Below are 12,979 nucleotides of genomic sequence, written 5' to 3'. Positions count from 1 at the left end.
CCGCTGATCGTCACGGTGTTGCCGCCGCTTGTCGGTCCCGAGGCCGGGTTCAGACCGGTGATCACCGGACCGGCGCTGTAGGTGTAGGTGACGCCATTGCTGGTACCCACCGACGTGGTGACCGTGACCAGGACCGCTCCGGAACCCGCTGGAGCCGTGACCTGAACCTGCGAGTCGCTCAGGACAACGAACGACGCCGAAGCGGTCCCGAAGTGTACCGACAAGGTCCCGGTGAACCCCGAGCCGCTGATCGTCACGGTGTTGCCGCCGCTTGTCGGTCCCGAGGCCGGGTTCAGACCGGTGATCACCGGACCGGCGCTGTAGGTGTAGGTGACGCCGTTGCTGGTGCCGAGCGGTGAGGTGACGGTGACGGCGACCGACCCGGTGCCCGCAGGGGCGGTGGTGGTTATCTGGCTGCCGCTGACCAGCATGAAGGAGGCCACCGGCACGGTTCCGAACTTCACGGATGTGACACCGGTGAAGCCGCTGCCGTTGATCGTGACGGCGGTGCCTCCCGCGGCCGGCCCGTGGTTGGGATTGAGGCTGCTGATCACCGGAGCCATCGCGTAACTCCTTCATGGGAGTGAATGAGGTGTGTCCTGGCCGCTGGTCGGCGGCCAGGACACAGCGGGTCGGCGTAGCGGCCCGTCGGCTTCCCGCCGATGGCCGCGGGTGACGGGCCGACCGCGCCGCCTACTCCTTGGGGCCTGGGCTCGGCCCGAGGCTCAGACGGTGACGGCGAACTGGTCGGCGGCGACGGCCGCGCTGGTGCCGCCGGTGGTGGTGACCTGGATGTCGTAGGTGGTGCCCGCCGTCAGGCCGGAGGGGGCGTCGAGGGTGAGCGTGCCCGGACTCGTGACGGTGACGCTGACGGCCGGCACGGCCGTGCCACCGCCGACCGGGGTGAACGTCACGGCGCTGACGTCCACGAAGCAGGTGCCGGCGACGATGACACCAGTGGGAGGACTGCTCGCCGATCCCGTAGCCGGGGTCACGCTGGTGACCGTCGGCAGCTGGTAGTAGGTGAACTGACCGGGCGCCCCGATCGGGGCGCTGGTGCCGCCGGTGGCGGTGACGCTCACGTTCGCCGAGTCGGTGCACGCGGTGAAAGGGGCGGTGTGGGCCGGCGGGGTGGCGGTCAGGTGGCTGTCGGAGAGCACGGTCGGCGTGACGGTGGCGCTGCCGGCCGCCGAGCTGAAGACCACCCCGGTCGCGGTCGCGAAACCGCTGCCGAAGACGTCGATGGGGCCGGGGGGCGTGGCCGGGCCCGTGTTGGGGCTCACCGACGTGCACGTGGGCGCGGCGACGTAGAAGAAGGCGATGCTGTTGCTGTTCACGCCGGAGACGTTCACGCTGACGTTGGCCTGACCGGCGCACCCTGACGGGATGGTGAGGGTGATGGAGGTGCTGCTGGCGGCGGTGGGGGTGACCGTCTTGCTGCCGATGTTCACCTTGGCGGTGCTCAGGTTGCCCAGACCGGTGCCGGTGATGGTCATGGTCTGGCCCGCGGTGCCTGAGGTCGGTGAGATGGAGCTGATCGAGGGTGCCATGGTTGCTCTCCTTTGCTGTGGCTGATCGGTTGGATGCCACAGAGCTGCGGGGTTGAGGCCGGCGATGTGGTGCTACCTCGCCGTCAACTTGCGGCTCTGTGGTCGAGTTGGGCGCAGCAGGCCGCTCGCAGACGTCAACAGGGCGTGGCCAGCGGCGGCGTGGCGGCGCAGTTGTTCGGAGTGTTGCCGGTCACGCTGCCGGCCAGCAGCGTGACCGAGCCCGCGTTCTTGAAGACGCCGCCGCCATCGGACGTGGCCGTGTTGCCGGTGACGCTGCTGGCGATCATCGTCAGCGCGGTGTCGGTGTAGATACCGCCGCCGAACGAGGCGCGGCTGCCCCGGACGCCCCCGGCGGTCATGGTGACCGACCCACCGAGGTTGGCGATGCCACCGCCCACTCCGATACCGGCGTCACCATTGCTGACGGTGATCGCGGTCAAGGTGAGCTGGCCGCTGTCGGCTGGGAGTTGAGAAGGCCCGTCCACCTCGACGATGCGGAAGGCAGGCGCGTTCGACGCACGGGTGATCTCGGTGGCCAGCCCGGTCATGGTGATCGGCGCGATGATGTTCGGCAGCCCCGCCGGCCCACCAGCGCCCCCCGCACTGTGAGCGCTGGTGAGGGCGTAGGTACAGAACGGTGCGAGGATCAGGTCACCGCCCCCGGCGGCGTTGGCCCAGTTGACCGCGTTGACCAACGCGGTCTCACTGCACGGTACGATCACCGCCTGCGCCGGACCCGCGGAACGCGCGTGCGCCACCGAGGCCGTGAGTACGAGGGCGCCGAACGCGCCGGTCCCGAGCAGCACTCGAAGCATGGTGATGGCTCGCAAGACGCCTCCTAGGACGCATGAGCCACCCGCGTCAGCTCTGACCGAACGAACACATCGGCCAACGGCTTCCTCCGATGGGCGCCCTCGCGTACCTGCGGCAGGCACCCACCCACCAACGCGAATGGGCTGCCTTTCCCAACGGAGGGATGGGCAGCCCACCTGATCGGACGCCACAAGTAAGTCATCTGAGTCGCCAAGCAGACAAGAAGGTTGACAGTAACTAGCCCATCTGGCGGAGCGCGCACCACCTGGCGTGCGCCTCGGTGGGCTTGGCACAAGCGGTCTCTTCGAAGCCGTCCGCGGCTGAGTTGATGGCGGTCAACGGTGGCCGGGAACGTCGCGGTGCCAGACCTCGACATCCTGCACGACGTCGCGGCGCCTGCGGGCGAGTTCTTCGGCGATTGCAGGTGATGGGCGGACACCTGCGCGCAGTCGTCGACTCCGAGCACACGCGGCACCCCGCTGCGCGGGCAGCGGCAGCCGGGCCGGCAGGCGCAGGGAGTCGAAAGATGGACTCACCCTCGTCCGCCAGGTCCTCGACCACCAGCGAGGCACGTCCCGAAAGGAGCGTGCCCACAAGCTCGTTGACATCGCACATGCAACGTCGACGACCACTGTCACGCTTCATCGCCATCGCTGACGGGACAGTACCGATGACCAGCAGTGCGGGCTGGAACGGGGTCAGTTCACGCAGTGGGGGACGGGCGTGGGGCTGCCCGCGCAGTTGGTGGGCTGGTTGGCGACGACGGTGGTGCGGTGGAGCAGGACGGTGGCGGCGTCGTCGTAGATGCCGCCGGGCGCGTTGGTTGCCGTGTTGTTGATGACGATGCTCTCGCGGAGCTCCGCCAGACCGCCGGCCGAGTTCGCGATTCCGCCGCCGACGCCGGACGGTCCGGAGGTGGTGTTCGATTCGATGGCGGTGCGGCTCACCCTCAGCGTCCCGTCATTGGTCACCCCGCCCCCCTGGTTCGCCGCGTCGTTGCCGGTGATGAAGCTCTCGCTGACGGTCATGGTGCCCTCGTTGGCCAGACCGCCGCCTTCGAGGAGCGCCGTGTTGCCGGCGATGTAGCTATGGCTGATCCGGGTGGTGGAGCCGGTGTTGCCGCCGATGCCGCCGCCGTAGTCGGCCTGGCCGTCCCGGATGACGGAGCGTGTGACGGTGAGCGTGCCGTCGTTGCGGATGCCGCCGCCGAAGTCCCCGCTCACTTGGCCGTTGCTGAGGACGGCTCGGTGCAACGAGAGGTCTCCGGTGTTGTCGACGGTGAGGATGCGGAAGGAGGGCGCCGCGGGCGCCCGGGTGATGGTGGCACCGTTGCCTTGGATGGCGATCGTGTTCTGGATGTGCGGCAGCGCGGTGGACAGCGAGTAGACGCAGCCGGGCGCGAGGACCAGCCTGCCGCCCGTGACGTTCGCGGTCGTGATGGCGTTCGCGAGCGCGGTCGGATCGCAGGGGACGAAGCTCTGCGCGGCCGCGGGCGTGGCCAGACCGGCGACCAGGAGAGCGGATCCGGCGGCGGTTCCCAGGGCGCGGACGGCCAGCTGGTGGAGTCGCATGACTGCTCCTTCGAGACAGGGGCCAGGCGGTGTCATCGCCTAGGTGGTGGGCGTGGGCAAGTAGGTGTAGGTGGCGGTGGCCGCGCCGGCGGCGGTGATGACGGTCAGGTTCGCGGCACCTGCCGTCCCGGGCGGGGCCTGGAGAGCGAGGGCGGTGTCCGAGATGACGTCGAACGCCACGGGCACACCGCCCAGGGTCACCTGGGCGGTGGTGGTGAGGCCGGTACCGGTGAGGGTGATCGGTGTGCCGCCGGTGACTGGTCCGGAGCCGGGGCTGAGGGCCGTCACGGTGGGGGCGTCCAGATAGCTGTAGGTGAGGTTGCCGGCCGTCCCGCCGGTAGTGGTGACGCTGACGGGGACGGGCCCTGCGGTGGCGCCGGGTGGGGCGGTGACGGTCAGTTGGGTGTCGGAGACCGCGGTGGGACGCACCGGGGCTGCCCCGAAGGTGACCGAGCCGGCGGTCAGCAGGCCGGTGCCGGAGATGGTCACGCTGGTGCCGCCGGCGGTGGGCCCGGATATCGGGTCGATGCCCGTCACTGTCGGAGGAGGGACGTACTGGAACAGCTCCTGGTTGCTGGTGCCCCCGGGCGTCACGACCGTGACCGGGACCGTGCCGGAACCAGGTGGGCTGATGACGGTGAGCTGGTTGGCCGTGTCAGCGATGATGGTCGCCAGGCGGGGACCGAAGTTCACGGCGGTGGCGCCCGTCAGGTTGACCCCGGTGATCGTGACCACGGTGCCGCCCTCGATGGGGCCGGCATTCGGGCTGATGGCACGGAGCTTCTCGATCACGCTGACGGCGTTCGCGCCGTTGTCGGTCACATAACTGGACAGCCCGTTGGGAGTGATGGCCACCCGGGAGGGGGAGGCACCCACCGCGACGGTGGCCGTCACGGTGTTGGTGGCCGTGTCGATCACGCTCACCGAGTTCGAGCCGAAGTTGACCACCCAGATCTGGGAGCCGTCCGGGCTGCTCGCCGCGCCGGCCGGGTTGGTGCCCACCGGGATGGGGGAGCCGACCACGGTATCGGTGGCCGTGTCGATCACACTCACGGTGCCGTCGGCGTTGTTCGCCACATAGACACGGCTCCCGTCCTGGGTGACCGCCACCCCGATGGGGTTGCTACCGACCGTGATGGTGGCGGTGACCGTGTTGGTGGCGGTGTCGATGACGCTGACGGTGCCGGAGCCTTGGTTGCTGATGTAGACCCGGCGCCCGTCGGGTGCGACGCCGACCCCGTTGGGGCTGGTGCCCAGCCCGACGGTGGCGGTGACCGTGTTGGTGACGGTGTTGATGACGCTGGCAGTGCCGGAGCCGTGGTTGGCGACGTAGCCGAGCGTCCCGTCGGGGGTGACCGCCACCTCGAACGGACTGCTTCCCACCGTGATGGTGGCGGTGACCGTGTTGGTGGCGGTGTCGATGACGCTGACGGTGCCGGAGCCGGCGTTGGTCACATAGGCGCTGGTTCCGCTGGGACCGAGGGCCACACCAACGGGGCCGGCGAGACCGGGGATGGTGGCGACCGTGGTGAAGAACGCGGTGTCGATCACGCTCACGGTGCTGTCGCCGTTGTTGGCGACATACGCGTGCCGCCCGTTCGGTGTGACGGCGATTCCGATGGGACCGGCTCCCACCGGCACGGTGGGACCTTCCACCAGTGGTCCCCTACTGAGGATCGCAGGCATGACGTTCCCCTTCGCTAACGGGGCCGTCGACCGCCGTCGACCGCCGCAGACGCGGCAGCCGACAACAGACCAGAGATCCTCACCGGGGGCGCCCGCAGCTGCCGAACCGGGAATGCCGATGCCTCCGGATGGTTCGACCATGTCCCCCGGCAAGGGATGGGCGGCCCACCGGGATGTACTTGCCCCAAGTAGCGCACCGGTGGCGATGGGTGGCTAGCAGAATGGTCGTACCTCATCCGTTTGGCCGATGGCGCGCGTCCACCGCACGCTGTCCGTGCGCAACCGTGACATCCCGTCAGCTCCATCGGCAGCCCTACCCGCGTTGCCGGTGCCGCTTTTGGTGGACTACGAAGAGTCCGTCAGCGAAGGGAATCCGGGTATCACCTCCCGACCGCCTCCAGCGTGAGAACGTTCCAGTGGATCGAGAATCCGGGCGGACGTAAATGACGCACAAGAGTCAAAGATAAATACCGTATTGCATATAACAACTCATCAGATGGTCTCTATGTGCCGGAGCGTGTGCGCGCTTCGCGCTCCTGGGACGACGCAATGCGCGGACAAGGAGACTCGAGAAGCTCAACTGTGCTGTCATCAAATGACAGTCCAGTAACGCCAGTACTGCCAGTACGCCAATACCTCAAACCTGCTGCTTCCGACCGCCGGCCGGCCCGGGCGCAACACCCAGGTGCGACTGCCGGGCCGGGCAAGCCCCGCGCGCCTCGCTCAATGAGTTTCCCCACTTGCTCCAATTTCCAACTATCTGAGGAGGAAGTCAGCATGCTGTTGCGAATCAAACAGACTGGAGAGACCTTGAAAGGGGAGGTCGAGTCCGGTAAAGGGGCCGCGCGGAAAAGGACCTGCAACCGTCAGGCACCTCACCGCGTGGCCCGCCCCGCTGCCTCGAGGCCCCGCCGAGGCCTGGACCGGGCGCCGACGCGATCAGTGCGCAGCGCGTGGCGCCTATCGCCCAACTGCTCGCCGCCACGGGGAGAGTGATGGTCGACGGCATGGTGATCGGCTCACCATCAGTCAGCGTGAAGCGGCGTCGCCCGTGTCTTTCCGGTTCTGTTGACGACGTTGAACGGGTCGGGAGCCTGCTCTCCGGCAGTTCGGTCCGACCCCACCGGGTTGACGAAGATGTCGGCCGGTGTTACTAAACTCGCTGAATCGTCCAGCCGACACGCTGAAACTGAACGAAGCGAGAACTCCAAGAGGCGAATAAGCTGAGCCGGTCGCCCATACGGGCGGCGTACGACCCCGGAAAACAGCGAAGCGGCCCCCAGTCGCCAAACTTGGGCCGCTCGCTACGCATACTTCTTCCCCGAAGGTACCAGGCGTACCCGGTGCGGGCGAGGGACCCACGCCCAGTCGCTCTACATGAGTGATCACCCTGACGTGGCTGGACCGAGAAAGGCACGACTCCGCGTTGCGCGCCACCAGCATCCGGCCCGGTCAGTCCGCTGCGGACGCCGCAGGTCCGACCAGTCCTGTCCCCCAACCCCGCTGCCGACAGCCTAGGTTCACGGGCAGGCCGTCCCACCATTGGGGCCATGCCTCGCGCCCGGTCCCGAAGGGTGATCCGTGCCATCACGGGAATATCGAGACCGTCCTCGCTACCACTATCGGCAAGGCGTCACTCTTTGCTTCCGCAAAGACTCCTGAGGAACCAACCGGTTCGAATCGTGTCGCCCTGTCCCGCGCAGGGCTGCTCCTGGTGCCCGGCGCCGGATCGGAGGTAGTCCGGTGAAGCAGATGACCGACGCCGAGTTCGGCAGCTCCTCGATCGAGCGGGCCTGGGAACCCCCGGAGGAGGTGGTGGTCCCGTACGCCTTGGCGTACTCCCCTCACCTTCAACCCGAGGACTACGGGGTGCTGATCCGGCTGCTGCTGCGAGACCCGGAGCAGCCGTCCGGCGTCCTCGGCCTGGCGGAGGAGTTCCAGGCGTCCGGCTGGAGGATGGGCGCCAGCCGCCTGCGGGGCGTCCTCGGGCGATTGCAGAAGGCCGGCCACGTCAGCCACGAGCGGGACGGCTACGACCAGGAGACCAGCCGCCCGAAGTGGCGGTTCCGGGTCTACCGGAACCCCGCCAACAACAGCGCCTACGTCAACCAGGGCACCGCGGCTGCGTCGCAGGTCAGCCCGATGGTGCGAAATCCAACACGTCAGGGTGCGCGGGTCGGTTCCGATGGTGCGATTTCCAACATCTATGCAGGTCAGGCCGATGGTGCGGTTTCCAACACGTCGGATTCCGACGGTGCGTTTTCCGACACGTCGGAAACCGACATCTATGCAGGTCAGGCCGATGGTGCGGTTTCCAACACGTCGGCCCCGTCCCCCCCACACCCCCCGGTGGTAGGAACTACCCCCCCTACCCCCCCTATCCCCCCGCTCCCGTCGGGCCCGACCGCCTCGGCTGATGCCGGGATGGGGGGCACGGGGACCGACCCCGTGAGGAAGGCCGGCCCCGCAGAGTTGCCGGACGAGCTCCGGGCGGTGCTGCAGTTCCTGATGGAGCTGCCGGCGCCGTACGCGTGTGGGCTGCGGGACGCGCGCAGGTTCGCGCCGAAGCTGCTGGAGGCGTTGCCGCTACTGGGCTACACGGCGCCGGACGAGGTGCTGGTGTACGACCTGACGCACCGTCCGGCCAGCGGCCTCAACGATCCGGCGGCCGCGATCGGAGCCCGGATCGACAGGTTGCGGCCGAGGCACATCGTGCTGCGCGACCGTGACACCCCGAGCGTTGCGCGCCCGCGCACCGCACCGGACATGCTCGCCCAGACCCCGCACTGCGGCGACGCGGACTGCGACCCGATCTCGCGGATGCGCGAAAGACGGGACGGTGCGGGCTTCCTGCGGCTCCAGCCGTGCTCACAGTGCAGCCCGTTGGCGGCCCGCAAGAAGACCGGTTGCCGGCTGACTCGACAGCGAAGCGGGCCACCAGACCATGCCGGGTCCAACCACCCTGCGGAACCGCACAACCCATTGAGCGACGAGGAGTTCCCTCCTTGACCATCGCAGACACCGGCACCGCCGCCGAGTACGGCCCAGAACCCGAGGACGACCACCTGCCGCTGCCGGTGGCCCGCCAGGCCCTCGAGCGCGAGCAGCCGCACGACCTGGACGCCGAGCAGGCCGTCCTGGGCGCGATGATGCTGTCCACCGCGGCGATCAGCGACATCGTCGCCACGCTGAACGGCCCTGGCGACTTCTACCGCCCGGCGCACCAGGTGATCTACCGGGCGATCCTCGACCTGCACGACCGCTCCGGCGGCGAGACCACCCCGGACCCGATCCTGGTGACCGGCGAGCTGGCCGCCCGCGGCGAGCTCCAGCAGGCAGGCGGTCCCACCTACCTGCACACCTGCGTCAACACCGTTCCGACGGCCGTCAACGCCGAGCACTACGCCGAGGCGGTCCGCGATCTGGCCGCGTTCCGCAAGGTCGTCGAGACCGGCACCCGGCTCACCTCCCAGGGCTACGCCGCCGTCGGCGAGGCCCGCGAGGTCGTCCACGCCGCCATGGCCCAGCTGCAGGCGCTGGTGGCCGGCACCGCGGAGGCCGCCCCGAAGCTGTCGGTCGCCGACCGGTGGCAGGAGTTCATCGACGACCAGGAGCACGGCATCGACCCGCGCGCCCTGGACACCCCGTGGCCGGACATCAACGAGGTGGTCCAGTTGCTGCCCGGCCACCTGGTGACGGTCGGCGCGGCGACCGCCGGCGGCAAGTCGCTGTTCGGCATGAACCTGGCCGCGCACGTCGCCCTGCACCGCAACCGGCCGGTGCTCGTGGCCAGCATGGAGATGGGCGGCAAGGAGCTGATGGCCCGTCTGACCGCCGCCGAGTCAGGGGTCTACCTGGAACGCCTGGTCAAGCACAAGCTCGACGACAACGACTGGGAAAAGATCGCCCGCGTCTCCGACGTGATGCGAGGCGCCCACAACTTCTACCTGGACGACTCCGCCACCCAGACACTGTCCAGGCTGCGGGCGCGGCTGCGCTGCATGGCCTCGCGCGGTCACCAGCCCGCGATGCTCGTGTGCGACTACCTGCAGCTGGTGACCCCGGAGAACACCAGGGCCAACGCCAACCGTGCCCAGGAGGTCGGTGAGATCAGCCGCGGGTTGAAGAGGCTCGCGGGCGAGTTCGGGATCCCGGTGGTGGCGCTCGCCCAGTTCAACCGCGGGGCGGCGGGTCGGCGCCCGCTCGTCAGCGACTTCAAGGAGTCGTCCGCGATCGAGCAGGACAGCAACGTGATCATCCTGCTGTACCGCGAGCTCGCCGAGGACGGTAACGACATCGGACCGGCCGCCGGCACGGTCGAGGCCATCATCAGCAAGAACCGGTCGGGCCCCAGCGGCCGGGTCGTGCCGCTGGCATTCCAAGGACACATGGCGCGCCTGTCCTCCATGGCCCGGCTCTAGAACACCCCGAGAACGGCTCTGACGGCCGCTCTGGCGGCCTCGCACGCCTCTGGGCTATCCGGGTGCCGGTCTGTTCCCCCTGATGCCATGTCACACGATGCACCGACTCCGACGGTCGGACATGACCGCGAGCGGTGGCCGGATGATCGAGTCGGTGGGGGCGGGGCGGTCGGTCCTGCTCCGCGATCACGCGGAATCCATGGCGGACCGTGTGCGCTCCGGTCGGGTCCCCAGGACGGTCAGGGAGTCACACGGAGATCTTCATGAGGAAATCTGGTGAGCGAGGACGGTGATTTGCGCGGCGAGCGGGTGGGGAATTCTGGAGGCAGGCCCAGGATCCAATCGGCATCGGAGCTTCGGGGGTGGGCAGAGAGCGACCGGATTTGCGATTCTGAGCGTTCGACCATACGGGTGAGGCCCCGTGTCCTTGAATGGCTCCGGTGGATTACTGATTCAGGTTGCCGGCACGGTCACCGCACTGGGTGCGGCAACCTTCGAGGGAGGCCTCCTCCTCGCGCCGACTCCTGGCGCGATCGCGGTTCCGCCGGGCATGAGGCACGCGAGGAGGAGCGCCCCGTCCGCGGCGTGGGGGAGTAGCCACGGGCCCTGCGCGTCGACCCTGAGCCTGGTCGGCAGGCCGCGTCGCACGGCGTCGCCAGTCCTGCTTCGGCCGGCCCAGTGGAGCCCGCTGTGCTGGGGAATTTTGGATCCTCGAGATGGGGAATTAGCGAGAGAATTCCTCAGTGGACCGATCTGTTTCGGCTGGCTGGCCCCGGTCCGCTTTCGCTGCGCTGGCCGTTTTGAGTGATTTCGGAGCTCGAGCACGGCATTCCGCCAAGCGGGTGAAACGCTGTCGGGAGCCTTGTCATCGATTTCGACCATCTGGGTTACTTCTCTGTATCCAACCGGTGGGCCGCCCATCCCTCCTGGGGGAATGAGCAGCCCGTGCCCGCTGGCTTCTGGTGGCGGTCAGGCACGGACTTGCGATGGGCGCCCCTGCGGAGGACTTGGATCCACTGGGTGGTGCCGCTGTAGCGGCACCACCCAGTGCGGCGGCTCACATACGCCAGGAGGCGTCATGCGAGCAATCCAGAAGGTATGCAGCGCGTGGATCCGTGCGATGGCCGCCTGGTCCGCCCGACACGTCCCACCGCACTCCCAGATAGGCAGCGCGATGTTGGCCTGGGCGTTCCCCCTGACGTGGTACGTGCCGCGGTTGCGAGCGAACGGGCAGCACCCGAGCGGAGCTTCGACGCAGGCTCTGGCAACTGCGCCACCTGTTGAGCCTTCCGTTCCGCCGCCGAGGCGTGCGCGCTGTGCGCTGGGCTCCTCGCCGGCCGTGCGCGGACGGCACAAGCGGCGCCGCAAGCGGATCGGCCGGGGAAAGCGCTGCAACTCGGCAGACGGCTGAGCCGCACGGCAAACGGCGGCCGACGGGTCCGGGCGTGGCCGGCTTCGCCTCGGAGGAAGCCGGCCGGGCTCCGCCTCCGCAGCCGCAGGCTCGGCCGACCGCGGGCCCGTTGTGCGCCAAGGCGCCAGGGGCCCTTGCACCACGGTCACCCACCAAGTCGAAAGGAAAGCACCGTGCCCATCAGTCCGAACCAGGGTTCCACCGCAGGCGGAACGACGGTGATTATCACCGGCGTCAACCTCGCCAGCGCCACCGCCGTGCACTTCGGCTCCAAGACAGCCACGATCACCGCCAACACGCCCACATCGGTCACCGTCATCTCCCCGTCCGGCACCGGCGTGGTGAATGTGACCGTCACCACCGGGGGAGGCACCAGCAACCCGCTGTCGTTCTACTACATCGGTCCGCCGTTCAAGTTCTCGATCAGCAGCACCTCCGGCGCCACTGCGGGCGGCAACACCGTGACGATCCAGGGGACCGGCCTGTCCACGGCGACCGCCGTGAACTTCGGTGCCAACACCGCCACGCCGACCGTGATCAACGACGGCCAGCTGAGCGTCGTCGTGCCCGCCGGCACGGCAGCCGGCCCCGTCAGTGTGAGCGTCACCACCGCGGGCGGCACCAACAACGGCCTGACGTACACCTACGTCGACGCCCCCACCGCCGTCAGTGTGTCGCCGACTTCGGGCCCGACTTCGGGAGGCACGCTGGTCACGCTGACCGGGACGAACCTGACGACCACCCAGTCGGTGCTGGTCGGCGGCACGCCCGCACCGTTCTCGGTCGACTCCGACACCCAGGTGGTCTTCACCACCCCGCCCGGCACCGCCGGCGCGGTGGACGTCACGGTGGTCACCACTGGCGGGAGCGCCACGCTGACGGGTGGCTTCACCTACGTCGCCGGGCCCGGCATCTGATCCACAGCGGCTCGCGCTGTGGCACCGGGGTCGGGTGACCGCGAGCCGATCCGATCCGTCCGGCGGGCGCGGGCCCCCGCCGGACGTGACGAGCCCCGGTCGGCGCCCCATCTTCCGCCGACCGGGGCTCACCTCGCTCGGCCGGGCGACGTACCTGCTGCGGCACGCCGCCCGGCCGGGCGCCCTGGCACCGGTGGTGGGTCACCCCGCCACCATGCAGACGCAGCCCATCAGTCGCAGCCTTCCGAGGCTGCCTCATCGCACGGGATAGGTCCATGGACGACCTCAACAGTTCCCTGATCTTCTCGATCAGTCCAACGTCGGGCCCGGCCGGGTCGACAGTGACGCTGACAGGGATTGGCTTCTTGGGCGTGACGGCGGTGAACTTCGGTTCCGTCGCCGCGCCCAGCTTTGACGTCGTGTCGCTGACGGAGATCACCGCTACCGTGCCCCCCGGATCCGGCACGGTGCAAGTGACCGTGAGAGGGCTGCTGGGCCCGTCGCTCAACGGTGTCGCTTTCACCTATGCGGCGGTGGCGCCGGTGCTTGCCTCGGTTTCTCCGTCGTCGGGTCCGGTGGGGAGCACGGTGACGTTGACCGGTAGCGGCTT

10 protein-coding genes are annotated in these 12,979 nt (G+C 68.9%); 5 read left to right on the top strand and 5 right to left on the bottom strand.

What is annotated here, in order from left to right:
* Nucleotides 1-497: IPT/TIG domain-containing protein (locus tag P3T35_RS39810; protein WP_280709779.1), on the bottom strand; the 497-nt coding region annotated here is incomplete at its 3' end.
* On the opposite strand from P3T35_RS39810, the gene P3T35_RS39805 reads away from it, so the two are divergent.
* On the top strand, nucleotides 430-570 hold the full coding sequence (locus P3T35_RS39805) for a hypothetical protein (RefSeq protein WP_280709781.1): 141 nt from the start codon (nucleotides 430-432) through the stop codon (nucleotides 568-570). The two genes, P3T35_RS39810 and P3T35_RS39805, sit on opposite strands and share 68 nt — an antisense overlap.
* Before the next feature lie 155 nt (nucleotides 571-725).
* On the opposite strand, the gene P3T35_RS39800 is transcribed toward P3T35_RS39805, so the two are convergent.
* The 4 genes from P3T35_RS39800 to P3T35_RS39785 all read right to left on the bottom strand — a co-directional run bounded on the left by P3T35_RS39800 (nucleotide 726) and on the right by P3T35_RS39785 (nucleotide 5,590).
* Nucleotides 726-1,550 (bottom strand): IPT/TIG domain-containing protein, encoded by an 825-nt coding sequence (locus P3T35_RS39800; RefSeq protein ID WP_101385633.1) that lies wholly within the window; start codon nucleotides 1,548-1,550, stop codon nucleotides 726-728.
* A gap of 134 nt (nucleotides 1,551-1,684) precedes the next feature.
* Entirely contained in the window at nucleotides 1,685-2,380 is a 696-nt protein-coding gene (locus P3T35_RS39795) for a hypothetical protein (RefSeq protein WP_280709777.1), read from the bottom strand.
* Between the two features lie 681 nt (nucleotides 2,381-3,061).
* Complete coding sequence (locus tag P3T35_RS39790) at nucleotides 3,062-3,934, bottom strand: hypothetical protein (RefSeq protein WP_101385634.1); 873 nt, start codon at nucleotides 3,932-3,934, stop codon at nucleotides 3,062-3,064.
* A gap of 39 nt (nucleotides 3,935-3,973) precedes the next feature.
* Nucleotides 3,974-5,590: an IPT/TIG domain-containing protein gene (locus P3T35_RS39785; RefSeq protein WP_180356929.1), complete on the bottom strand. Its 1,617-nt coding sequence runs from the start codon at nucleotides 5,588-5,590 to the stop codon at nucleotides 3,974-3,976.
* A gap of 1,899 nt (nucleotides 5,591-7,489) precedes the next feature.
* Here P3T35_RS39785 and P3T35_RS39780 point away from each other — a divergent pair.
* The 4 genes from P3T35_RS39780 to P3T35_RS39765 all read left to right on the top strand — a co-directional run.
* The gene (locus tag P3T35_RS39780; RefSeq protein WP_143677056.1) at nucleotides 7,490-8,629 is read left to right on the top strand and encodes a hypothetical protein; all 1,140 of its coding nucleotides are present in this window, start codon (nucleotides 7,490-7,492) and stop codon (nucleotides 8,627-8,629) included.
* The gene (locus P3T35_RS39775; RefSeq protein WP_280709773.1) at nucleotides 8,626-10,041 is read left to right on the top strand and encodes a replicative DNA helicase; all 1,416 of its coding nucleotides are present in this window, start codon (nucleotides 8,626-8,628) and stop codon (nucleotides 10,039-10,041) included. The genes P3T35_RS39780 and P3T35_RS39775 overlap by 4 nt, the downstream gene beginning before the upstream one ends.
* A gap of 1,584 nt (nucleotides 10,042-11,625) precedes the next feature.
* A complete protein-coding gene (locus tag P3T35_RS39770) occupies nucleotides 11,626-12,369 on the top strand; it encodes an IPT/TIG domain-containing protein (RefSeq protein ID WP_101385637.1) in 744 nt (247 codons plus the stop codon).
* A 275-nt stretch (nucleotides 12,370-12,644) separates the two neighbouring features.
* Nucleotides 12,645-12,979: IPT/TIG domain-containing protein (locus tag P3T35_RS39765; RefSeq protein ID WP_280709771.1), on the top strand; the 335-nt coding region annotated here is incomplete at its 3' end.

The sequence above is a fragment of the Kitasatospora sp. GP30 genome (assembly GCF_029892145.1).
Lineage (GTDB): Bacteria > Actinomycetota > Actinomycetes > Streptomycetales > Streptomycetaceae > Kitasatospora > Kitasatospora acidiphila.
The sequence above is the reverse complement of the archived record's forward strand: the minus strand, read 5'-3'. Positions and strand labels throughout refer to the sequence as shown.

What these genes read in the sequence shown, in the direction of transcription:
- P3T35_RS39805 (WP_280709781.1), top strand. Translation starts at nt 430, where the DNA reads ATGAAGGAGGCCACCGGCACGGTTCCGAACTTCACGGATGTGACACCG.
- P3T35_RS39800 (WP_101385633.1), bottom strand. Translation starts at nt 1,550, where the DNA reads ATGGCACCCTCGATCAGCTCCATCTCACCGACCTCAGGCACCGCGGGC.
- P3T35_RS39790 (WP_101385634.1), bottom strand. Translation starts at nt 3,934, where the DNA reads ATGCGACTCCACCAGCTGGCCGTCCGCGCCCTGGGAACCGCCGCCGGA.